Annotated in this window: 17 protein-coding genes and 1 pseudogene; 5 read left to right on the forward strand and 13 right to left on the reverse strand. The window is 39.9% G+C overall.

Features of this window, described 5'->3' with window-relative positions; all coding sequences use genetic code 11:
- Nucleotides 1-46: 46 nt before the first annotated feature.
- Together K7X70_RS15035 and K7X70_RS15040 are read right to left on the reverse strand one after the other, a co-directional pair.
- A complete protein-coding gene (locus K7X70_RS15035; protein WP_222537830.1) occupies nt 47-2,392 on the reverse strand; it encodes an outer membrane beta-barrel family protein in 2,346 nt (781 codons plus the stop codon).
- A gap of 30 nt (nt 2,393-2,422) precedes the next feature.
- Entirely contained in the window at nt 2,423-2,806 is a 384-nt protein-coding gene (locus K7X70_RS15040; RefSeq protein WP_222537831.1) for a hypothetical protein, read from the reverse strand.
- A 127-nt stretch (nt 2,807-2,933) separates the two neighbouring features.
- Here K7X70_RS15040 and K7X70_RS15045 point away from each other — a divergent pair, with 127 nt between their 5' ends.
- Entirely contained in the window at nt 2,934-4,310 is a 1,377-nt protein-coding gene (locus K7X70_RS15045; protein ID WP_222537832.1) for a sensor histidine kinase, read from the forward strand.
- A complete protein-coding gene (locus tag K7X70_RS15050) occupies nt 4,303-4,992 on the forward strand; it encodes a response regulator transcription factor (protein WP_222537833.1) in 690 nt (229 codons plus the stop codon). The genes K7X70_RS15045 and K7X70_RS15050 overlap by 8 nt, the downstream gene beginning before the upstream one ends.
- 14 nt (nt 4,993-5,006) lie before the next feature.
- On the opposite strand, the gene K7X70_RS15055 is transcribed toward K7X70_RS15050, so the two are convergent.
- The 11 genes and pseudogenes from K7X70_RS15055 to K7X70_RS24560 form a co-directional block, all read right to left on the reverse strand.
- Entirely contained in the window at nt 5,007-5,171 is a 165-nt protein-coding gene (locus K7X70_RS15055; protein ID WP_222537834.1) for a hypothetical protein, read from the reverse strand.
- Nucleotides 5,172-7,376, reverse strand: coding sequence for a peptidase domain-containing ABC transporter (locus K7X70_RS15060; RefSeq protein WP_222537835.1), 2,205 nt, complete (start codon nt 7,374-7,376; stop codon nt 5,172-5,174). It abuts the gene before it with no gap.
- Nucleotides 7,369-8,667, reverse strand: coding sequence for a radical SAM/SPASM domain-containing protein (locus tag K7X70_RS15065; RefSeq protein WP_222537836.1), 1,299 nt, complete (start codon nt 8,665-8,667; stop codon nt 7,369-7,371). Before K7X70_RS15065 ends, K7X70_RS15060 begins: the two co-directional genes overlap by 8 nt.
- Before the next feature lie 100 nt (nt 8,668-8,767).
- Nucleotides 8,768-8,968, reverse strand: a complete 201-nt coding sequence (locus K7X70_RS15070) for a hypothetical protein (RefSeq protein WP_062547696.1) — start codon at nt 8,966-8,968, stop codon at nt 8,768-8,770.
- 372 nt (nt 8,969-9,340) lie between these two features.
- Entirely contained in the window at nt 9,341-10,903 is a 1,563-nt protein-coding gene (locus tag K7X70_RS15075) for a serine/threonine protein kinase (protein ID WP_222537837.1), read from the reverse strand.
- Nucleotides 10,903-11,706 carry an FHA domain-containing protein gene (locus K7X70_RS15080; protein WP_222537838.1) on the reverse strand — a complete coding sequence of 268 codons (804 nt, stop codon included), beginning with the start codon at nt 11,704-11,706 and terminating at the stop codon, nt 10,903-10,905. Before K7X70_RS15080 ends, K7X70_RS15075 begins: the two co-directional genes overlap by 1 nt.
- 11 nt (nt 11,707-11,717) lie before the next feature.
- Nucleotides 11,718-15,701 (reverse strand): FtsW/RodA/SpoVE family cell cycle protein, encoded by a 3,984-nt coding sequence (locus K7X70_RS15085; protein ID WP_222537839.1) that lies wholly within the window; start codon nt 15,699-15,701, stop codon nt 11,718-11,720.
- Between the two features lie 50 nt (nt 15,702-15,751).
- Nucleotides 15,752-17,161 (reverse strand): PP2C family protein-serine/threonine phosphatase, encoded by a 1,410-nt coding sequence (locus K7X70_RS15090; protein ID WP_222537840.1) that lies wholly within the window; start codon nt 17,159-17,161, stop codon nt 15,752-15,754.
- A 101-nt stretch (nt 17,162-17,262) separates the two neighbouring features.
- Nucleotides 17,263-18,213, reverse strand: a complete 951-nt coding sequence (locus K7X70_RS15095; protein ID WP_222537841.1) for a hypothetical protein — start codon at nt 18,211-18,213, stop codon at nt 17,263-17,265.
- Between the two features lie 130 nt (nt 18,214-18,343).
- Complete coding sequence (locus K7X70_RS15100) at nt 18,344-20,893, reverse strand: SEL1-like repeat protein (protein WP_222537842.1); 2,550 nt, start codon at nt 20,891-20,893, stop codon at nt 18,344-18,346.
- 181 nt (nt 20,894-21,074) lie between these two features.
- Nucleotides 21,075-21,224: pseudogene (locus tag K7X70_RS24560) on the reverse strand (DUF6266 family protein); the annotation flags it as partial.
- Nucleotides 21,225-21,602: 378 nt separating this feature from the next.
- Here K7X70_RS24560 and K7X70_RS15110 point away from each other — a divergent pair.
- The 3 genes from K7X70_RS15110 to K7X70_RS15120 all read left to right on the forward strand — a co-directional run bounded on the left by K7X70_RS15110 (nt 21,603) and on the right by K7X70_RS15120 (nt 24,848).
- Nucleotides 21,603-22,076 carry a DinB family protein gene (locus K7X70_RS15110; protein ID WP_222537843.1) on the forward strand — a complete coding sequence of 158 codons (474 nt, stop codon included), beginning with the start codon at nt 21,603-21,605 and terminating at the stop codon, nt 22,074-22,076.
- 101 nt (nt 22,077-22,177) lie between these two features.
- Entirely contained in the window at nt 22,178-23,239 is a 1,062-nt protein-coding gene (locus K7X70_RS15115) for an AraC family transcriptional regulator (protein ID WP_222537844.1), read from the forward strand.
- A gap of 97 nt (nt 23,240-23,336) precedes the next feature.
- The gene (locus tag K7X70_RS15120; protein ID WP_222537845.1) at nt 23,337-24,848 is read left to right on the forward strand and encodes a PQQ-dependent sugar dehydrogenase; all 1,512 of its coding nucleotides are present in this window, start codon (nt 23,337-23,339) and stop codon (nt 24,846-24,848) included.
- Nucleotides 24,849-24,999: the final 151 nt, after the last annotated feature.

Genomic DNA, 24,999 nt, shown 5'->3' on the forward strand with positions numbered 1-24,999 from the left:
GATTATTTCATGCTGCTTTCCTTATTGCTGAATACAAAAAGCGCTTTTATAATCGACCTCTGATCTCCTGGTTCGCCTCAATGGCCTTATTTTTGATTTTTTGCGGTGTACTGAAGCTATAAACAAGCATAAAAAGGAAGGATCGGGTCCTTCTTTTCTGGTAAAAATCCAGGCTAAAGTCCTCGTAGGTAGAGAAGTTCTTGTCTCGTTGTGTATTGAACACATCATTGCAAGCGAACTTCAGCTGTGCTTTTCCTGCTAATATGCTTTTCTGCAGACTAAAATCAAGCCTGTATTGAGGGGCAGCGCTCACTACATAGTTCTGAAATCTGGAATTGAATACATTTAAAAGGTCTGCGGACCAGGTTTTAGACATACTGAACCGCGTATAAATATTACTGTTGAAAGAATATTGGGAAGGTTGTAAATGACCATTTTTAAATTGGTAATAATAAGCACCTAAAGTAGTATTGGTATACAACCATTTCGTCAGGTTGCTGAAGTAGCTATAGTCGATCCCATACCTGGACTGCGAGCCAAAGTTCTGGGGTTTATAATAGGTGATATTTCCTATATTGGTATACACGCCTGCGATTAAATTCTCGGTATGGTTCATATAAAAAGAGAACAATTGTTTGGGGAGCTGGTAGCTGATGTCCAGGCTATTAGTAAACTGCGGCTTAAGATCAGGATTTCCCTGTAGGTAAGAGTAATCGTTTTCTTTGGTGACAAAAGGATTTAAATCCCGGAATGAAGGGCGCTGAATATTTCTAGCCAAGGAAATGGAAATGGTTTTTTTCGGAGCAATGGTATAGCCGTAATATAAGCGGGGAAAGAGGTTTAAATAATGCTTCGAGACCTGAGTACCATTAATTTTATCTTTACCGGAAAAATCGGTGTATTCTGCCCTTAGACCGAGGTTGAAATTACTTTTTTTAGATATTTTACCGCTTAATGTACTATAAACTGAAGCGATATTTTCTTTGTTTGTGAATTTTTCCTCGTTATAACTGCTCAGCAAATCTTCCGGAGCCTGATAAATACTGGTGTTCAGCTGATGGTCCCTGTTTACGGAACTCATCTTTAATCCGGTCTTTAATTGAAAGCCATTTTTATATTTTTTGGTCAAATCACCCTGACCTACGTAATAATCGGAGAGAGGATTAACGTTAAATACAGTCAGACTGGAATTTAAATTTCCAAATACATAATCTGTGTTTGTGGAGTTCTCGCTCGGGTTTTCATGATGCCCTGCATTCAAAATAAATTTCAGCGTACTGCCCAGGCTGTCCAGTTTATAGGTGTAATTCAGTGCCCCATACCAGACTTTGTTTTTAAAATTTTCTGAGCGTTGATTGCTGCTGATGGAAGAAAGTGAGGGATCATAAACAGTTAAGGATTCAGGGGTAGTATATAAACCTTTTCCATTATTGTAGTACAATTCTACACCAAATTCATTTTTGCTGTCTGGATAGAAAACGACGCCACCGAGCAGGTTGACATTTCTTTTATCACCATTGAAAAGGCCATCTGCTTCATTTCTACTTTGGTTTGAAAAAAGTTTGGTGGTATGGTAGGTACCAAAATCCTTGTCTTTTCCATAACTAATTTTGGTGTAGAAATTCCATTTATCCGATCCATAATTGGTGTTGAGGCCTAGGTAGTCCGACCATATATTTCCTTTTCTATACGTATAGGAAGCCGTGATATTAGCGCTTAGGCCTTTTATGGGCTTCTTAAGGATAATGTTGACCACACCTCCTTGTGCAGAGGCATCTGCGTCTGCTGAAGCCTGGGCTTGAATTTCAATGCTTTGTATCATTTCAGCATTCAGGCTGGAAAGATAACTGGCCAAATCCCGGCCAGCTAAATACAGCTGTCTGCCATTCACATAAATTACCGGTATTTTATTCCGTAACAGTACGGCTCCATCACCGTTCACCTGGAGTCTTGGTGCCCTGGCAAGAACATCTAGCCCAGAGTATCCTGATTTTAAAGGGCTGTTTTCTACACTAAATATCAGTTTGTCGTTTTCCATTTGTACGATAGGACGCTGACCAACAATATGAACCGTTTTGAGTTCGTTGTTTAAATTTACCTGCAGTACACCCAAATCTAAATTCTGATGCAGCTGTATGGGTTTGCGATACAGCTGCTTTCCAAAAATGCTCAGTTTAATGAAATACTGACCAGGTTTCGCGATCAGCATAAAATCACCTTCTTTAGTCGTTAATTCATTTTGATAAAGCAAAGAATCACCGGTCAGGAGTAGTACCGAAGCATAGCTGACAGGCTTTGATTCCATATCCACCAGCTTTCCTGTGATTTTTATTTGCGCTGCGCAGGTTAAAGAAAATAGAAGGAAGAGCCCGGTCAGGATTTTTGAATACATACAGAAATAAATTAGCGCTAAAAAAAAGGCTTAAAGTTCTTGCTCATTGGATACAAGGACTCGGATTTGGTCCCCCAGTTTTTTGAATTTTTTTATCGTAGCCTGACCAGCATTTTTTTTATTGAGGTCAATCATTAGTTTTTCAGCACGAAGGGTAACGGTATAAGCATTTTTATTCAGCCATATAAAAAGGTCATCTTTTTTTTCTGTGGGTGCACCAAGTTCCTTCACTAAAGTTTTTTTGATCTCTGCAGCCGATTCTTCCTGAAAATTAGCGATGAGTGAATAATCAAGGTCGGTACTCGTAATATTAACGCTGGCATTATTTGTAGAGCTTAAGGATGCCTTTCCGGATTGACAAAATGCAGCTGCATTTATTGTGAGAAAAACTGCCATAATGATTAACTTTTTCATATCTTAATTTTTACTTAATCAAATATGTAGAAGTAATTTTTTAAAATCAGTTAATCTTGTGTTAATGAAGCGTTAATGATGTCAGAATTCTTAAAAATCCACCACCCTGGATATATATTTGTGAGAGATGAAAGTTGAAAGAAAAATCAAATGGTTAATTGCTTCCTGCGTAATTATTGTAGGTACACTGTCTTTCATTCAGTATGCGCTGGTCTTAAATACTTACAAGTTAACGAAGGAAAAGTATTACACGGAGATCCGTTCTGAAATAGGAAAACTCATTAACAGGCCATCTATTGCTGTTTTGGAGGAAAAGACGCAGGAAAAACTTAAGCATTTGGCAAGGCTTTTCGTTTTACAGCAGATCGATAAGGCAAGCTTATTTGCCAACCTCAATAAGAGCGATGATGTAGAAATAGATAGCTTAAGACAGCAGCTTTTCCAGGACATTCAATCCAATAAAATCTTAAAAGATTTGAAATATAAAGCTCAGTATGATGAAATTCTGATCACTTTTAATGGAAAAACCGATACTTTATTGTCTACTCGGGAGGCGCCTTTTGTTTTTCTTGGCAGCCCTTTCCAAACCCCGAACACCTTATTAATTGGAAATGGCAGCAACACCATTGTTGATAGCTTTGCCAAAGCTGATGGGAGCGGAAGCTCGGCCATTAAATTACAGATTCAACGCGCTCAGTATTTGGAAGTCTCTACCTGGAAATCGGAGGTATGGAAGCGTATGGCAGGAATCTATCTATTGGCATTTTTAATGATTGTAGCGGTGATTATTCTTTATTATCTGGTATTCAGTGCGATGTTCCGACAAAAAAGACTGGCTGAAATCAAAACAGATTTTGCAAATAACATTACACACGAGCTAAAAACGCCTTTAAGCTCTGTTGGACTGATCTTAAAAAGTCTGGAAAGAGAGGAGGTGCGTTCCAATCCTCAGCTCACAGACGAACTTTTAGCATCCTTAAACCGTCAGCATTTTAAGATCCAGAAGCTGGTCGATTTTGTGTTGGAAACAGCCCTGACATCTCCTCATGAAGTTAAAAAAGTAAGCGTCGATATCACATCCTATCTACAAGATTACGTGAAGGAGCTGAGAATGGAAAACCATCAGTTTACCAGTTCTATCCCCCCTGAAAAGCATACCGTGTTAATAAATCTGGAGATTTTAGATAAAATCTTAAACAACCTGATTGAAAATGCATTGAAGTATAGTCCGGAAGGTACAGTGATTTCTTTAAAGAGTAAAGTGCTGCATCGTAAATACAGGATCGAAATTACTGATGAAGGACCGGGAATTCCTTTAGCCTATCAACCTTTTATTTTTGATCAGTTTTTTCGCATTCCTACACATAATCAGCATGATGTAAAAGGGCTTGGACTTGGTTTATACCTGAGCAAACAAGCGGCAAATTTAATAGGAGCAGAGCTGATCATGGAAAGCCGATCAGGGGCAGGAAGCACATTTATTCTGGAAATAAAATATGGATAGCAAGATACTTATTGTAGAAGACGATCTTGATCTGGGAAACCTGCTCAAGCAGTACATGGAGATGAATGGATTTCAGGTAAAACGGGTATTCAATGGTCTGGAAGCTTTTGATGAGCTAAAGCTAAACTCCTATGATTTGATGGTCCTAGATGTGATGATGCCTGAGCTGGACGGCTTTAGCCTGGCAAAGAAATTGAATAATTATTATCCCGAGCTGCCCTTCCTGTTTGTCACCGCAAAAACCATGAGGGAAGATAGATTGGCAGGCTTAAAGCTTGGTGCTGATGATTATATCGTTAAACCCTTTGATGCGGATGAATTGATCCTACGCATCAGAAACATCTTAAAGCGAACGAAAAATGAAATTAAAAAGATCAATAAGGTGTTCAATATTGGTCTCTTCTCTTTTGATTATAAGAATCTGCACTTAAAATCCGGGGATTTCGAAAAGATACTCACAGAGAAAGAAGCAGATTTATTGTATTATCTATGTTTAAATCAGCAGGAGCTGATTAAAAGAGAAGATATTTTAGTCTACTTATGGAAAGAACCAGATTTTTTTAATGGCAGGAGCATGGATGTCTTTATGAGTAGGTTGAGGAAGTATCTGATCAAAGATCCCGCGATCCATATTGAAAGTGTTAGAGGCGTAGGCTTTAGGTTTTATGTGGATGTAAAATAGTATAGTCCTCCAGGTTATTTGAAATAATATTGAATCAGTAAGGTAATAATCGGACTACCGTTTAATTTTAACAGCCATAACAGGCCTGCAACCAGTACTGTGGTTGCGATGACCAGATAAATCCCATAACTGGTTACACCGGTCTGTAAATATTCTTTTTGAGGGTTGGGCTGCTCCATTTATGCTCCTAATTCTAATTGGTTTTTGATGAGGTTGTAGTAAAAGGATTTGTTGCTGACCAGATGATTGTGGTGGCCGATTTCTACAACGCGGCCATTGTTCAGAACGATAATCTGATCGGCATTTTTTACGGTAGACAAACGGTGTGCGATAATCACTACAGTTTTTTTCTTGAAAAACTCTTTGAGATTGTCGTGAATAATTCTTTCATTTTCAGCATCCAGCGCGCTCGTAGCTTCGTCAAAGAAGATGTAATGCGGTTGTTTGTAAACTGCTCTTGCAATCAGGATTCGCTGTCTTTGACCGCCTGAAATTCCGCTGCCTGCTGCGCCTAATTTTGTCTTAAGCCCTAAAGGTAAAGCGGTGATGAAATCTTTGATGTTGGCTACACTGATGGCATGCTCCAGTCGCTGGTAATCGATCACTACATCTCCGGTAGCAATATTCCGCTCTATGGTATCTGAAAAAATAAAACCATCCTGAAGCACAATTCCACAGTTTTGTCTCCAGCTTTTAGCCGAAATGTTAGACAAACCATCATTATTGAGCAGGATCATCCCAGCAGTCGGATCATAGAATTTTAGTAGTAATTTCATTAAGGTGGTTTTACCACTGCCGCTTGTCCCTACAATAGCTGTTGTTTTTCCATCTGGAAGGTATAAATTGATATCCATCAATACAAAAGGTGACCTTGGACCTTCGTATTGAAAGTTCAGATCTTTAATAAGCAGTCCGCTCCGTCCAGCGGAAACAGCAGGGGGATTAAAACTAAGCTGTCCCGTTAATTCTTCTTCTTTTTGATCCTGGATTTCACTCAGTCGGTCTAAACTTAATCCTGCATCCTGAAGGGAACGGAAAAAACCCAAGAGCTGATTGATTGGACCATTCATCTGACCAATGATATAAGAAATGGCCAGTACAGCACCCAGCGTAATATTGCCGGCAATGGCCTCTCTTGCCGCAAAATAAGTCACCAGGATATTCTTCAGCTGGTTTACAAAATCAAATCCTGTAATCTGAAGCTGATTGATTTTTAGTGCTTTATAATTGATGTTGAATGCTTTTTTCTGGATGTTTTCCCATTCATTTCTTTTATAATCTTCAAAACTATTCATTTTTATTTCCTGCATCCCGGAGATCATTTCAAAGATCGCTTCCTGATTTTCACTTTTATTTTGAAAACGGGAATAGTCGAGCAGCTTACGTTTGTTCATGAAAATTAAGGTCCAGCTAATTGCAATGGCCGTTAATACAGTATAGACTGCAACAATCTGGATGTTATAGCAGCCCAGTACAAAAAAGAAAACCAGCAGGTTGACAAAAGAAAATACGGTAATCAAACTTTGAGAGGTCAGGAAGTTTTCAATCCGGTCATGGTCCATAATCCGCTGGTTAAAATCGCCCATCATCTTGGTGTCGAAAAACTTGATGGGCAATTTCAGTAGTTTTCGTAGAAAATCAGAGATGATGGCAATATTAAGCCTGGTACCGATAAATAAGGTCATTGTATTTCTTGTAATTTCGACCATTACGGAGCCGAGAAAAACAAAACACTGCGCCAGCAGTATCGTAAACACATGGTCTAAATTTTTAGGGGAAATTCCATAATCCACTAAGGCCTGGGTTAAAAAGGGGAAAGAAAGGGTGAAGAGGTTCCCGATTAACAGGCAGCCCAGCAGTTTCATTAAATCAATTTTATACGGACTGATAATTTTACTGAGGTAAGCTGTTTTACTTTGTTTAGTTTTAATGGGTTTTGCATTATAGAATTCGGCGGTTGGATTCAGCATTAATGCGATTCCTTTTCCATCCTCATTCAGCCAAGACCGATTTAGGGTATCTTCCTGGATAGATAAAATACCTTTCGCAGGATCAGCGATTTTATAAGACCATTTTTCCTTTTTAAAAAAGGATAGCTGCTTTCTAGTCTTTTTCAATACTACAAAATGGTTCTGATTCCAATGCAGAATGCAGGGAAGAGGAACTTCATTCAAGTGTTGAAGCTCTATTTTTACACATGCGGTTTGTAGACCAATCTTTTCGGCAGCTTCAGTAATTCCCAATAGGGATACGCCCTCTCTGCTGATAAAAGATTGATCTCTCAGGTACTGCATCTCATAGTCCTTGCCATGTGCAGCGGCTACCATGGCCAGACAGGCAGGGCCGCAATCCATCTGGTCCTGTTGTGCGATAAAATCAGGCATTCATCAAGTTGTTTGATAAGAACATATTTAAAACAATGTCCTTCTTTTTGTTCTCGTCAAAATTATTTACACAATAGTCTTTACCGCGATATTCCAGTGCCTGCTGAGAACAGCCACCTCCGCAAATCGGTAGAATACTGCAATCCAGACAAGGCTTGTTGTTCAGTTTTGCGCTCATGCGTTCTTCCATTTTGGGATTCCATGAAATTTCATTTTCTAAAAGCACTCCTTCGCGGTTTTCTTTAGTGAAATCTCTAGCATTACACTTGTAAACGTCTCCATTATAGTTGATGACTGATTGGTTTCTCTTATCTGCATAACAGGAGTTTTTTACCCGGTTACCCTCAAAAGCGTCTGGTATGGAAAACCCGAAAATCGTTGCCTTTTCTTTAAAATCGATTACCTGATCGCCCAGATTTTCGTTGTTTTCCTGCCAGACTTTATTCATAGAGAGCGTGATATATTTTCTTTCTGTGGTGCTGAGATCGTTAAAACTATTTAGAATGTCTTCCAGTCCAATCAGGTTCTGTTCGGTATAATTTATCCGGAGGGTAATCCTGATGTGATTTCGAACGAGCAGTTTGATGTTCTCGACGATCACATCATAGGAACCCCTGGATTTAGAAACAAATCTGGTCTGGTCATGCAGTTCTTTATTGCCGTCGAAAGAAATCTGTAGTCCGGTAACATTATATTTTAAGAAGTCTGCCACCATTTCCTCATTAATCAGAAAGCCATTGGTGGTGAAACTGATGCCTAAAGCCAGTTTATGGTCATCAGCAGCCTTGTAAGTATACTGCATTAAAGGAAGTACTACATCCTGGTAATAGAGCAAAGGCTCTCCACCGAAAAAAGACAAGACAAACTGCTTGATTCCTTTTTGATTAGACATGATATTGTCTATATAATTGGTGATCTTTTCCAGTGTTCCAGGAGAGGTTTTTGAGCCTTTAATGTGCGTTTCATAGCAGTACCAGCATTTAAAATTACAATTCATCGTGGGGTTCACCATTAGGTGATACGTTTCCTGCTGATTGTCTATTTTGTCCATCAGTACCCTGACACTTTGGATTTCGTCAGTTTCTTTTGGAACAATAAATCCGTTTATTAATAAGGATTTGTAAAGTTCTTCGTGTATTTCTTCTATGCTGTTTACACTATCTTCATTTTTTGCTGCAGTAATTAGGTCCATTAATAATGGGTCAAGCAGCAAGAACTTTTCAGTTAAAGAGTTGTGGTAAATGAATTTTCCATTGTAATGAATTGAGGTATTGAATTTACTTATTTTCATTTGGATAGGATTTAGCAAAAGAGCAGTGAATTGATTTGGTATTGGGAAGAGATTACAGGGCTATTCATAGAATGGGCCCTGTAATTAAGTAAGGGATGGTTTAGACAGTTGTAGATGTAGCCTCGCAGGTACAGCTGCAGCTGCAATTTCCACTCACGGTTACCGTGTTAGTCACTGTGCCATCGGATAATAACTGTGGGGATGCAAATGCAGCAAAACCACCTCTTAATTTTCCTAACTGACCATCTTCCATTACGGCCATTTTCTTTACTAATTCCTCAAAGGATTTTTTCTGTCCCATGTTTGTAGAAATAAAATTGATACCTACTCTTTAAAGGATTTTCGGCGTACTCCTATATGATCTTTTTTTTTCTGATCTATTAAATTAGGGCCTTCGATTAAGATTGTATTTTATTGATATTTAATTAAATATCATTATTCGTTAAGCTGGAATAGGTTAATGAGTGGTTAATGGAGGGTTAATAAAGCGTTAATGATTGAGCTGGAAAAAATTAAACGTATGGCTGATAGAGCCCTGGGGAAGAGGGCTTTGTGTGGTGTAGAATTGTAAAATTATTGACTTGAGGAGCCGGATGTACCCTTGGTAGCAGATACTGAAGTGGGGGATGCTTCAGCTGTTTAGGGTAATTATAAAAAAAGGAATAAGCTGAGCTTATTCCTTTACTTCTTTAAGGTCGTTTTTATTCAGCCAGCCTTTGGTGACTTGTCCGTCTTTATTGGTATGTGTCACATAAATAAAGCCTTTGTCTTCTTCAATTACGTTAAACTTGGCATTGTTCCATAAACCCAGGACACCATTTTTTTGTGCATTTGCATTTGCAGATTCATAAAAATAAATAGTTCCTTTAGGCAGCTGGTACTTCTTACCCTCGCTAACAATGGTAAGTGCGTTTTCTTTTGCCTTCGCTTCAGCTTCTGCGCGTTTTGCAGCGGCAGTCATCTGTGCTTCATATTCTTTCTTCAGACTATCAATTTCGGCCTGCTGTGCTGCAGTATCAATGGCTACAGGATGTACTTGTGCCGTTGTATCAGGGACATATTCTGGTTCGTTTCTAGTGGTGTCAGCTGCCGCTATATGAGTGGTATCCAATACCGCTTTTTGCTTAGCTGAATCATCACCCTTCATGAAAAGGCCATAGACGGAAAGCATGCTTAACATCACGATACAAAGGATCATCAGGGTAAAAACCGATTTGGACAATAGCATCTGGTCTTTTGCCGGTTCCACCTTGACTTCTTCTTTCTGATAGAAAGGTGCGGGCTTTGCTGCCGGAACAGCAGCAGGTGCTACTGCTGTTGTTGTTACTGCATCGCCGCCTCTGTGTATAATGGCGTCCTGTAAGACTGCACCATTGGCATATCGGTTCTCAGGGCGTTTTTCTAAACAGTTTTTGATGATGAGTAATAACCATTTCGGGACATTTGCCTCCTTTTTTCGTTTCTCCTCATCCCAGCTTTCCGGCAATCTATTGATACGTAAAGTGACCGGGTCTGGAACTTCAGCTTCCATGTGTGAAATCATCACCTGATTACGCGAACTTTCGTTCTTATTGATCAGTGGGAAAGGTACCGTTCCTGCAAGTAGCTCGTATAAGATGATGCCATAGCTATAGATATCTGTTTGAAAAAACATCTCGCCGTCATGCTGCTCAGGAGCCATAAACTCAACTGCACCGGCATGGCGCAGACTGGTACGGCGCTGCTCATCAGACATGATCGCCAGACCAAAATCCAGCAACACATAATTACCGGTTTCCGTATTGAATTTTACGTTGTTACTTTTTATATCACCATGCTTAATGCCTACCCGGTGACAATGCGCAAGTGCATTGGCCAGCTGTTCGGCCAGTTTAATGACTTCCTGTATCGTAAATATTGGGGGATGAGGGGGCATTAACAACTTCTCCAGATCAGGTCCTTCAATATACTCCATCTCAATAAAAGGGAAAGAACCACTTTCGGTAAGTCCGGATCCAAGTATTTTTACCACATTAGGATTGGGTACTTCATTTACCTTTTTAAGTTTTTCTACCTCATTTTTAAACCTGATGAAGTTCTTATCATCCTCACTTTCTGTATGGATGGGGGTAGGCATGATCTTCACTGCGGTGATGATGGTGCCAATCCGTTTACCCTTATATACAGAACCCTGGCCGCCGGTACTTAGGGCACCCAGATTTTCTAATCCCTCTGTTATCGTAAAAACTTTACTCATTATACAATATTAATAATTCCTGAATTAATATAACTAAATTCTAAAACTGCAAGTTCACCTAAAATGATCTGATCGCCCTCCTGTAAGGTATGGCCGATCTCGGCAACATTCAGTTTTACCGGAGTATGGTCGCCAATTGATCTCATTCTTACCTTATTGCGCGGTGGAATGCCACCTTCATCTGCAAACAATAGAAAGGATCCGGTATTGCTGTCCCATTCTATGTGCGCATGCTGTCTGCTGATAAATTTATTGGCCTCTTCTGTACTGTCATCATAAAAAGCAATGTGGTTGATTCTGAAAAAACCATCACTCACTTGAACCTTGGCTGCTCTTCCAATATTGATCTTTCCATCGGCAGCAGTAATCTTATATTCCATCTGCTCTGAAGCTCCGTTCAAAGTACGGATATAAGCCGTGCTGGATTTTGTCACCACTACATGTTCCGGTGTCCTGATGTAAAGCGCGGCATTGATATTGGACAGTTTGATGGCATCTGGAGGCAATTCCTCTACAAAATTAACTTGTAAAGTCCAGTCGCCGGGCAAATCTATTGCAAAATCATCAACTATGCGCTGGATTTCATTTTTAAACCGCTGTTCATCCTCCACAAAAACCGCGGATTCGTACATAAACCGTTCTGCAGGCAAACAGGCTAAGAGCAATGCGAGGCCTTTAATGTGCTTGCCTTCCCCACCTTCAAGTTTCTGAAGTTCCTGCTTGATCGCAGTGAGCAATGCCTCTCTAATGGCTTTTACATCCTGCAGGGGTTCGGGTGTGCGCTTACTAAATAGATTAAACATACAATCTCTTTTTAAGTTTTACTCTGTTCTTTATTTACGTATCCTAATTTTAACAAGGCTGGAATTACATGCTGACCAGCCAGTCTAACGGCTTTGCTGGAGCCGCGGGTAGATTCAATTCTGATACAGACTACAATGTGCCCTTTGCCATTAGCTTTAGGTGCATAAAAGGTATACCAGCCATCATTTATCTTTTCATTTTTCCAGATCCGCTCTGGAGTACCTGTTTTACCGGCTACTTTTAAACCAAGTATAGCGGTTTTATTGGCACTTTGTTTCAGCATATATCCACCAATGGTATTTGCATATTGCGGGTTATTGCTCAGCTGAGTGGCGGGATTCACTGCCGTTGCGGAATCACTGATCTTTAATACATATCGGTTGGCCACCAGGTTGCCGTTATTGGCTACGCCTGAAATCAATCTGGCTACAGCAGCGGGCGTTGCGATGAGTTCACCTTGTCCCCATGCCATTCCTGAGATACCCTTTGCCCTGGTCCGGCGAATGCGTGTCGGGTCATATTTAGGCTTGGTATTGAATTCTGTTTTAGCCCAGAAAGCCATCCATTTGGCTTCCTGTTTCAGGTTTGCGGTATCTCTGCCATAATAATAACCGCCTACACCATGTAAAAACATTCCGGTTTTTAAATATAGGCTGGCCATTTCATCCTGGAGGTGTTCCTCATTGGCAATTTTTATGAAGTAAACGTTATTCGATTTTACAACGGCCTTTTCCATATCAATACGGCCGGTTTCATCGGGCTCAATGCCTTTGGTTCGAATCCGCTCTGCCATCGTCACATTGTAGGTTTTATTCGCTGCTTCAGGGCCCAGCTTATTAAAAGCAGCCATCGCAGTCAGCACTTTTGCGGTTGATCCCGGTGGGGTGGCAGTAGTAAAGCCCAGATCTGAAGTGGTATACCATCCGGCCATTTTATTCTGTTCGGTGGTACTCGTATTGAGTAGATCCCAGTTTTTAATAGGAGGAAGAGGGTATACTGCGGAACTGAGCACATCGCCAGTCGCATCTTCCATAATCACTACGGATACCCTGCTGTTTCTGATGGCGGTATCCTGTGCCATCGTATTTTGGATGGTCGTTTGCAAAGCGGCATCTATGGTCAGTTTCACATTGCGATTCCGCTTTTTAAAGGCTTCCACTTCGACGCTGTTGATCCCTGAAAGTAATAGGGGAGCCAATGCGGCATAATCCCTTTTGCTGAGGGTCATTTCTTTTACTCCTCTTGGCAGGAACCGATTTTCGCGGTATTTGTGTGCCTGGGTATTAAAGGAGATCGTTGGTGTTTTAAATCCTCTGAGTTCTGCGCCATGTTCATATTCGGCAAAATATCCATTGGTACTGCCGTTAAAAACATTGGTATTCTGATCTCCAACCCAGAAAAATAACTGTTCCTCAAAAGGATAATACCTGTCTACACGCTTATGTTCTGCAGAATCAAGGTTATAAGCAATCCCAGCGTTACTGAGTTCCTGCTGTTGCTTTTTGATGTGTTCAGGGTTGCCGGTAGCTAATATCAATCCGTTTCTATCGTATAAATCACCTGCGGCCAGTTTGTTCATTAAGATGGCAATTCTGGGATTATAACTGAACATCCTTGCGCCACTTCTGTCTGCTACCATGGCAGGCTTCACTACCCATTTTTTATTGTGGGTAATGTATCCGGTTACGGTGAATGAAAGCAATATGATTGCTATACTTGCTGCAAGCAGGGCAGGAACGAGGTTTTTATCTTGTTGTTTGGTGATGTAGGTCATTTGTACATCGGTGCCTTTTACCAGGGATACTGCCAGTAAAAACCCTGCAGCCAGCATATTGGCCACCAAAGAAGAACCACCGTAACTGATGAAAGGAAGCGCTACACCTGATAAGGGCAGCGCGCCTGTAGAGCCACCTGCGATGAGTAAAAACTGAATAAATAAACTGATGCCTATTCCTGCAGATAGATAGAAGAGAAAAGGCATGCCGGTTTGCCGCCCGATCAGGATCGCCCGGTGTAGGAAAATGAGGAATACAATAAATATTCCTATAATGCCGGCCAGGCCAAACTCTTCTCCGATTGCGGGTAAGATCATGTCTGTATGTGCTTCAGGAATTGTTTTCGCAAAACCTTGTCCGATTCCCTGGCCACTGATGCCGCCACTGGAAATTGCCCAGATGCCGTTGGCTACCTGATCACCGCCGTATACTTCATTGTTCCATGGGTCCTGCCAGATCGATTTACGTTCACTCAGCCTGTTTACGGGGCCTGGAATCAGTTTATCCAGATAGGGAACCTGATCGATCAGTAAGAATGCGGCCATGACGACTACAATCATTACCGCCGATTCACTGGTCTTTTTATTGATCACCATAATCAGCGACACCAATGCTGCGGTCACTAGGGTAGCGATCCATACATTCAGCAGCCACGCGCTAATCACATAGATAATAATTGCGGTCAGCATCATCATAAAATCGCCTCTAGAAAAAGAGAAGAGGATGATAAAAGTGAAACAAACCACCATTGCAGGGCCAAGATCGCCCAGCAGTAAGTATAATAATATGGCGCCGAGAATGGCAATTAAAGCAAAAGAGAAGAAGAACCAGCGTTTTTTCCAACTGCTGTATTCGGTAATGAAACGTTCATTTGAAGCAAAAAATCCAGCAAGAAAGAGGATGATGGCATATTTCACAATTTCACTGGGCTGTACGCCAAATAGGTTCACTTTTACACCACTGCCTTCCGGACCGGTACCAAACACGATGGTAAAGGCCAATAAGCAAAGTGCCAGGATGGCCCATTGCCAGCCTTTAGCCTTACTGAAGGCATTTTTGACCAGGAACATTCGGTACAAACGGGAGTCGACATTGAATTTGCGCAGGTTTAGGGAGAGGATAATTCCGATGCTCAATACCCCTAAACCATAAAAAATAAGGCTGTCACGGGCTAAGAATCGATCCCTTAATGGATCTTGTAAGCTCAATAAAGTCAGAAATGAGAGCCCGGTCATTAGCATAATGATGGGAAGTATCAATTGATCTGCCTGCGGATATTTTACTTTTAGCAGGAAATGAAGCAGGAAAAAGCCACTAAAGAAACAGCCGACTATGATCCAGTACCATTGGTTATAGTTTTCTGGCGTCCTTACAATCAGTGATTTTTCCTTTTTAAGGATTTTAAAATCACGGGTGGAGAAAAGCTTAATGCTGTGTGGTGATAGCTTGAAATTGATCGTGACCTCTTTATCCAGTTCCTGCAGGCCCTGCGACTTTCCGAATTGAGCACCCGGTTTCAGCGGGAGTACGCTGTAAGCTTCATGGTCTGGCAAATGCTGGAAATGGTATTCGCCCTTCGCGTCGGTTCTTAAATAAGCAATGAAATCATTGACTACCTCATCTTCAGTATAAGCGGTGTCCTGAGGCAGGATCATTTGCAGGCGGACCAAAACACCGGCAACTGGCCTGTTTGCGGTATCGGTTATTTTTCCGCTCAGCCCATAGCTGCCTTTGGCAAAATCTTTGACCGACGGCAATGATGGAGGATGTTTTTGTTCCTGCTGATATTTTAAAGAGTCTGTTCCCGTAAATCCCAATAATAGGCGCGATGCCAAAACTCTTTCTTTAAAGTTTTTTCCGCCATTTGAAAAAGCGAGGTCTGCAGGGACGAAGAATTTGCGTTTGTTCAGCTCGCCAATGTTGTCTATAGCTTGCTGATGCTGCGAAACCTGGCTGCTCACTACCTGTTCAATCAGGTTGATGTCTTTTTTATCCTCGAAATAATATCCTTTGATCAGGAGGTTTTTGATCCGTTTACCGGGCGCTGCATCATTTAAATTCACCATTGTACCTTCCTTCAATCTCGGGTGGACTTCAGTAAAGGTTTGCTGCTGAGTAAAATAAAGCGTCACAAATAAGGCTCCCAATACGATCGTACTGAGCAGTAAAAAAATACGCTCAATTTTTCTGTTTTGGGGAATTGCTGTTTGTTTGCCCATGTGATGGATTTAGTCTGGATGATTGGTGTATATTATTTTTTTGCTGTACGTTATTTTGGCTTTACCGCCGGGATATCCGTTCGTATGAAGTTTACATTTTTAAGCAGTACCCCTTTTTTCTGCAAAGCGCTGTTGTCTATCACATTTTCTAAAGTAAAGTTCTCCAGTAAAATACTTTTATTGCTTGGGGAGATCAGAAATGCTGGTCCTTTATAGCCGGTATCACTTTTAATGACCAGGTTCCGCTCTGCCTTGAGGTATAAACTATCTCTGGTAATCTTGATGGGTTCAGTAATCAGGATCGGCGATTTAAATAGGGTCGTGTCCAGAATCAGTATGTTTCCTTTCAGCTTATTCAGGGTGTCCTGGAGTTTAAAGGCCTGCGAGGGTTCTACTACTGTCGAATCAGGAAGCAGGGCTGGCTTAGTTTCCGGATGTTGCTGGTCCCAGAAAAAGTAAGCGATTGCGGCAATGACCACAAAGCCAAGAATCAGCAATGCCGGATTTAATTTACTGCCTTGCCTTTTATCCGGGGCCTGAGTTAAATTTTCGCGATTTTCCGGAATTGTTTTTTCTGAAACTGTGCTTTCCAGATTTGTTTGTACTGGAATTTGCTGCGCTGGATTTGTTTTTTCTGAATCAAGAACAGCTGTTACGGTTTTCTTCTTCCTGGCTTCAGATTTTGGTTTTGTAGCTTCATGAACAAATGTGGCTTTGTCATTTTTAACCAACACTACCGTGATGTTATCGCGACCGCCATTCGCATTTGCGAGGTCGATTAAAGCCTTTCCTTTTTGTTCCAGATTAACGTCTTTGAGCAGGATACTGGTGATACTTTTTTTATTCACCATATCCGACAATCCATCGCTGCAAAGCAGGATCAGATCACCGGGCAGAAAAGGAGATTGTCCGGTTTCGATGTCTTCTTCGAGTCCGTTTATACTTCCAGGGAAACCAAGTGCTTTGTTGATTTCATTACGTTTTGGGTGCAGCATGGCCTGTTCCTCTGTTAAACGCCCTGAATCTTCCATAAAGCCAACAAAAGATTGGTCTTTAGAGATTTTGATTAGGGAATTGTCGCGCAGGAGGTATAATCTGGTATCGCCCACATGTGCATAGTAGAAGAGGTTATTGCTTAGGTCTGCGATTGCAATTGTAAGTACGCAGGCCATGTCTTCATGGGCTTTTTCCTGCTGTTTGGCAGAAAGGATGCGATCGTTTGCTTCGGTAATTGCCTTTCGCATCAACTGCAGGATATCGCCTGTTGGCTGGTCCAATTGCGCTTTTATCGTCTCTTTCGCAATTGCAGCCGCGACTTCGCCGCCGGCATAACCACCAACACCATCAATTACGCAGGCCAGGACCAGTTCGTTCCCTGTTATTTTTTTGGCAACAAAGGTATCTTCATTATTGCCGCGGACTTTTCCTACATCTGTAATTCCAAAATAATTGTTATCCATTATTCCTGTTTGTTGGTCGAGTTTTTAATCGACACAAAATGTGCGATCAATAAAATGATACATATGAGCAATAACGCCAGGGACAGGATTTGTGACATATGCTAGGCTTTAAATATATTGATGCCGATAATTCCATTCAGGATGATTTTTGAGTTCAGGGGCAGTTCCACCCAATTCGGATCATCCGGATTACTTCGTTCTACCAGGTTTTCATTGAGAATGGTTTTCTCTCCAAATGAGGAAAGAAAGAACTTATCTTCTGTTTTACGATAGCGAATTTGCAAGTGTGGGGAGTTGACCCATTCAGAAGGGATTTTGAAAATATTGGCCTCTTCTCTGATTTCTTCATTTCCTGAAATGATGATGTCATTAGACATCATCAGGTACTCCAGTTTTCTTCCTGAGTAGGCTTTATCGGGCAGGGTGGTTTCAAATCTTGCCAGCAATACATTTTCTATGACCGGATTATTTTTAGGTGTAGATTTTAGATTGGCCAGGTAGGGGATTTCATAATAACCTTCACTGTAAAATATGAAATCTTTTAAGATATCGTTACTGATGTCGAATGTTTGGGCCAGTCCAGTTTGACGGGGAATAAAAGTAACCCTTAGATTTTCTTGTTTCTGACCACCATCAGGCATTAATTTACCAATAAATCCTTTATCTCCAGGTTTGTAATCCGGGTGGGAAACAAAGCGAAATACCCATTTATTACTAGATGGTTCCACTCTTTTTCCTGTTTCAGCATAATCGTTCAATATTTCATAAAACTTCTTTACAGATTCTTGCGCAATTAATCCGAAAAGACCATTCCTATTGTCCATAAATGCACGGTAATCATCGGTATTTAAGCAAATGATGTACTCATGATAAAAAACTACGCGTTCCGCAAAGGAGAGTTCCGCAATAGACTCTTTAAATTTCTCTATGATATAGGTATAAACGGTATCAGGCGTAAGTGGCTGTGCCTTAGCTACGGGATCAGTGTTATTATTGCTTAAAAACCAATCTTGTATACCTATTCGCTGCCAAAAAGAAGTTTTTTCTTCCATTAATTAACGTTTAATGATCTTGTAAATTTTTATATAACGGTAAAGCTAGGTAATTCATTGTTAAAATAACTATGCTACTCTATCGCTGCAGCTCTTATCAGCAGGTTTAAGTGATAGATAATGAGCTCAATTAAAAACCGAACCAACCTTTCTTTTTTCCCAAAAGATCTTCTGGAATCTCCAATTCTGCTGCTTTGGCTTCTTTTAGATGCATTTCTGCTTTCTTTTCGTCCTGAAATCCCTTTTCATTTCTGTAAATCCGGGCAAGTTCGATGTGTGCATTGGGATAGCCGAGTTCTGCGGAAAGTTCAAAATACTTTATCGCCCGCTTAATGTTTTTAGGGGTTCCCAATCCTTTGCGATTTAGATTAGCGAAGTTGAAGGCGGATACTTCTTCTTCCTCCTCAGCACCCAGCTTGTAATATTCCAGCGCCTTTTCGTACGCTGCTTTTAAATCGTGCAGGTACCCTAACCATGTATATTTAGGTTCACCTTGTTCTTCTGCTAATTGAAAGTGGACTAAAGCTTTATCCAGATCATAGGCTGGAAGGCTTTCATCTGAATAAATTTCAGCCAGATTGTTGTTTGCTATTGCGACTTGCGCATCGGCAGATTTATTTAACCAGTACATTGCCTTTTCTATATCGGCTACGCATCCAATCCCACGCTTGTAGCACATACCCAAGCCATTCATGGCATCCTCATCACCAGTTAAGGCATTTTTCTGGTACCAGAAGTAGGCTTTATCATGATCTTCCACCTCCTCAATACTGTAGTAAGTATGTGCCAGATTGTTCATGGAAGGGTTATGGCCTTTTTCTGAGGCGATGGTATAGTAGTAAATGGCTTTTTCATAGTCCTCATCTTCGTAAGCCTGCTCGCCCTGTTCAAATAAAGTGTAGGTGTCGCTAAGTTCATCCTCGATCTGCTGATCGGTCATTTGCTTGCCTTTCCCATAACTGATCAGTCTTTTCCTACTTTCTTCATCAAAATAATAAGCATAGTCAGCACTGGCATGTTCCAGGGCAATCTCTTTATCGGTTGGTGTGATACTGTTTTCGCTTATGGTATACACCTGATTATCTTTGAAAGCATATCCGCAGCCATCCTCTCCCGGTTTTCGGATGACAAGGTCAAATATAAAGTCGCTAAGTTCCTGACTTACCGGATTTGCAATCGCCCAGGTTTTATTTTTCTTCAAAGCGAAAATAGGGCCCTCCAGCCAGATGATCTGCTGATAGTTGTCCAGAGGAATAAGCCAGGACAATTGCTCGGGATTTCCATTGAAAATCCCTTTTTTGTTTCCTTGATGGACCAATGCCTGATCTGTATAATCATAATAGCCCTCCTGGGTAATTCCAATGTCCAATATGGCATCATATTCAAATGGGAGCACAAAATCTTCCGTTTTTCTGCTGACGGCAGCGTGTTTTTTTTCTTTTCTAATCACCAGTAGATCCGGGAAATTCGTTTCCCTGCTTAGTTTTTCAAATCCTGTAACCAGCAAAGTACCATCCTTTTTATAGATCGCATTTGAATTAACGCCTTGATGAGGTTTGATCCATAATAAACCACCCTCAATGTTTTCTACAGCCGAAACAGGAAATTCTCCCAGATAATTGAAAAGTTCATTGAAAATCTTTTCATTTTTCTGTCCGGGGATTTTAACGTGGTAATAGCCATATCCTTCCTCAATTTCATTTTCATGCTCAAAAGGGATGACAACTTTTCCGGTAGCAGTAATGACACCCCAAAGTTCCTTGGTTGCTGCGTTATAACAGGTTCCATTATTAAGGCTTTTCAGGTCGTCATAAATGATTGGTGTGATCTGTTCACCTTTGGTATTGATCAAGCCCGTTTTTCCTTGTAATGCTACCACAGCGACTTCTGAATATTCGAAGTCAAACGCATCCTCCCAGATTAAGGGAATTACAATTTTTCCGCTGGTGTCCAGGTATCCATATTTGCCGTTTTTTGAAACTACAGCGAGGTCACGGTGCCCAAAAATATAAAACTCATCAAACTGAGGACTGAGTATCACCTCGCCTTCCTTATTTTTAAAGCCCCAGAGCTGATTTTCTTCAAATAATTTAAACTCTTCTTCTTCCTTGTACTCCTGATAGATGCAGATCCAGCCATATTCATAGTCTTCATAATTCAAAAGTTTTGAGAAGGTGGTAAAAGCAGGGCTGACGTCTTTAAGGTTTTTGTAGTTGAGTAAACTGATGTCGTTTGCGTCCATTGCCGCTGTAATGATCCGATTGTTATAGGCAATACTCGCCAGCCATTCGGCTGCCTGTTCTTCATGAGGGGTATCATCCATATTGAATATATCCCACATATCAAGATGGAAATAGGTACCATCAAGTTGATCGAGGTAATTAAATAGCTTATCCCTGGCTTCTTTAAACTTTTCTATGTTTTCAATGAGCCCCGGCTGTGCTTCCAGGAAATTATAAAAGCGCTTTAAGTTCTCAATGCCTGGTTTGGCATTATAAAATAAGCCTGAATCGTTATATTCTACATGATTGTTGTAGTTATTGCCGGCAACAAATCCACCTTCAATTAACAGCGGCTGAAGCATAAGCGGCATTTCATATTTCCATTCCATCATGATGGTGTCGGAATCTTCAGCAATTGAAGGAGTATCGAGATTGTATAAATAGGCGCGGTGTGACAATTTAGTTGAGGTTAAAGGGTTTCGTTAAGCGTAATAAATTCAGTGCCAATTTTATGCCACTATTGAGCTGCTTATCGTTTTAGGAGCACAAAAAATGCATACCTGGTCGATATTTTAATTTTTTGAACAATTAAAATGAACAGGTAGTCTGTATTTAACGATAAAATTATCTTAATAATTGTTAGTCTGAGATTTTCGTTGCATCTTCATTTATGCCGAGGTTAGGGTATTCACCCCGAATAGTGTGTTTTTTATTGTAAGAAACTGCGGCATTGTAAAAATTTTTATAGGTACCAGCAGTGATGTACCTGAATCCGGTTCGGATAAAGTTTAAACTAGGCGTAGAAAGGTATGGGAAGAGACCTGCTTTTTTTTAGCTGGAGGATGTGGTTGGGAAGGGGGCTGGATAGCAGAGACTATGGCAACCCTAGGTGAACCCTAACCGAACCCCTTCCGCTACCTATTATAAGGCCCTTCTCTTCCCGAACACTTCCCGACCACTATTCCTTTTTTTGTTTCTGATTATCGGCCAGGACTTATATGAATTAAGATGCTCCGGCTAAGCTAGCCTTTAAATTATATTATCTTTTTATTAAACAATGTATCCTTGCGTAGATTCCAAAAATGAGATAAAGTTTCAACTTTAATGTGTAAAGGTTACTTTAGAGAATATTATGGCTTTTGCCTTCTAAGGAATAAACTCAATTAAATGGTTAACGAACGTTTCGAGTGTGAAATTTTGAGAGCTAGCAGAACCAGGCTATTACAATTGATGGAAACGAGTAGTAACGAAATATTGTTCAAAATTCCAGCGGGGTTTAACAATAATATAATTTGGCAAATTGGTCATTGTATTACCTCTCAACAGAGGCATATGTATATGCGTAGCGGATTACCAATGTATATATCTAAAGAATTCATGGAGTCCTTCAAAATTGGATCGTCACCAGGTTCTTGGAAAATCGCTCCAGATGTTAATGAGGTCAAACATTTATTAATTGATACAGTTAACAACCTTGAATCAGATCTGGAATCAAAGTTATTTGTCAACTATACCCCCTTTGATTTACCGATCGGAATTCAAGTAAAAAATCACGTACAGGCACTGCAGGCCGCGAACTATCACGAAGCGGAGCATAGTGGGAAGATTTTCATGTATTTGAAGCTACTAGTTAAAGAATGAAATCGATGAGGATGCATCATATATTTACTCCTATTTCAAAAGCTGATCTGTTGTAGATGATGAACTGAAATTTTGAGTTAAAATAATTTTAAAATATTAACATGAGCTTTGGCGAGAAAATATTATTCTTTTTTAGTTTTTTGGGGGCATTTAACGCACTCATTTTAGGTGTTTATTTTATCTTCTTTACGGCGAAGAAACATTTGTCTAATTATTTTTTAGGCGCATTGTTAGTGGTATTGAGTATCAGGATCGGAAAATCGGTCGTCTATTTTTTCGACAGTAGTTTACCTCGAATTTACCTCCAACTTGGACTGACAGCCTGTCTTTTTATCGGACCGTTTTTGTATTTTTTTATCAAATCGGAAGCTAGAAAAATTAAAAGCTTACCTGGTTTGTGGTTATGGCAACTGGTAGGTTGGTTGGTACTGATTGTAGTAATTGGTACTATTTATCCTTATGAATATTTTGCTTCCTTATGGTGGAACTATATCATTCCTCTCATTTACTTTCAATGGGGCATTTATATTGTTTTTTCAGGGTTTTTATTGTTGCCAATAGTAAAAAGATTATTCCATAAAGAAGAACTAAAGACTTTTGAAAAGTGGATATTGACCATTTACTGTGGGGTCTTGGTACTTTTTGCATCCTATGTTTGGGCAATACTGAATATTACCAAGGGTAGCTATATAGGTGCGGCTGTATTCTTTTCTTTAATTCTTTATTTAGTGGTATTTACATTACTTTACCGAAGGAAAACAAACGATCTTTCTGCGTTCTCTGTTCAGAAATATGCCGAAAAAAAGCAGGATGATGAAGAAGTGAAGCAAATCATCTCCAAGCTAACCAAAGTAATGACTGAGAAAGAGCTTTTTAAAAATCCAAACTTAAAAGTATCAGACTTGGCCAAAGCGATTAACATTTCTAGCCATCAACTTTCGCAAATTCTAAATGAAAGTATTGATAAGAATTTTACGCTGTTTATTAACGAGTATCGAATAAATGAAGCTTGTAAACTATTATTAATTAATACAAATCTTACTATTGAAGCGGTAGCAGATGAAGTGGGATTTAATGCAAAATCAACTTTCTTTGCGGCGTTCAAAAAAATGAAGGGTACAACGCCCAGTGTTTATCAGCAGTTAAACACTCCAGATTTATAAAATCGTACTACCAGATTTAAATTACAAGACCCTGATCATAAAAGTACAGTGCAAATTTGAGCAACAATTAAAATTTCAAAATTATCAAAGCACTTTTATGAAAAATGTAATTCTGACTATCATTGTAATAGTCGCCTTTTTTTTCTCTGGATTTTCCCAAAATCAGCCGTCTGAAAGGCAATTAATAGAAAACACAATACAACGCTATTTTGATGGCTGGGCAACTGGAGACACGACTAAACTGGGTGGGGCAATGCATCCTTCTTGTCATTTAAAAAATTATAACAATGGTAAATTTATCACATTTACCAGGAATCAGTATCTCAGCTTATTCAAACTTCATGAGCGTACTAAGAATTTAAAAACCAGTATAGTTGCTATCGATATTACCAACAATATGGGTAGTGCAAAAGTGGAAATTAGTACGGAAAGAGATCTGTTTACTGATTATTTCAATTTAATGAAAACTAATGAAGGCTGGTTTATTGCCGATAAGGTTTCGACGAGAACACCACATAAAATCTTTAATGTAAATTCGATCCTGCCCAAAAAAGAAATCATTATAGAAGGTTTAAAACGCCCTTGGAGCATCGCTTTTATATCAGAAGATGAAGCGCTCATCTCTGAGAAAGAAGGCGATCTTGTAAAAATTAACCTTTTGACCAAAGAAAAGACTAGGATACAGGGTTATCCAGCTGACCTAGATGATAGCATTACTGGCTTTGGAGACAATACAGGAAAATTTGAAGTTCTGTTAGACCCAGATTTTAAAACAAATAAATATGTTTACTTATCCTACGTTGCACTAGCGGATCATAATAGAACTACTAAAATTATAAGAGCAGTATTGGAAAATGAAACATTACAGCAAATTAAAGTGCTTTTTGTAGCAGAACCTTATACAAAAGAGCGGTATCATTATGGAGGTGGAATGGTTTTTGGCAAAGATGGTAAATTGTATTTTACTATCGGTGAAAGATTATTTTCTGAGCAAGATGAGCCTGTAATTCCCATTGCCCAGAATATTGAAGATAGAAGAGGAAAAATATATCGAATTAACTCTGACGGAACCATTCCAAAAGACAATCCAGATTTTGGAAGCAAAGTAAGTCCAGGATTATATGCTTTAGGAATCAGGGCGGCACAGGGTATGACGCTTGATACAGCCACTAATAAAATCTGGTTTACAGAACATGGTACACATCAAGGGGACGAAATTAATGTGCTGAAAGCAAAAGCAAATTATGGTTGGCCTATAAAAACCACTGGGAAGTACCGTTTTGCAGAATTTGCCCCAAAACCTATCCCTGATAATAAGTATACAGACCCTGCATGGTCTTGGGTACAAACTGTAGCACCTACCGGATTACTTTTTTATTCTGGAAATGAGTTTGTAGCTTGGAAACAAAACTTAATTGTTGCAGGATTATCTAAAGGTAGCTTATGGCGCATGGTGCTAGAAGGGGAAAATATAAAAAGCGCTGAAGAACTTTTTACAGATGATAGAGTAAGAATACGAAAAGTGACGCAAAGTCCTATGGGTAAATTATACATTCTTACCGATGAACTGAATGGTAAGTTGATAAGGATAAGAAATGCAGCTCTTTAAGCGGAAGAGAATGAATGATCAAAGAAAATTTACACATACAGAATTCGATGAGTAGTGTCAATTTCAAAAACCGCTCACCGAATCGCTCAGTTAAAGGATGAGAAACGGAACATATTTTGAATACCTGTAAAATGCAAAAAGCCTGAAATCT

The sequence above is a fragment of the Pedobacter polysacchareus genome, from assembly GCF_019802255.1.
Lineage (GTDB): Bacteria > Bacteroidota > Bacteroidia > Sphingobacteriales > Sphingobacteriaceae > Pedobacter > Pedobacter polysacchareus.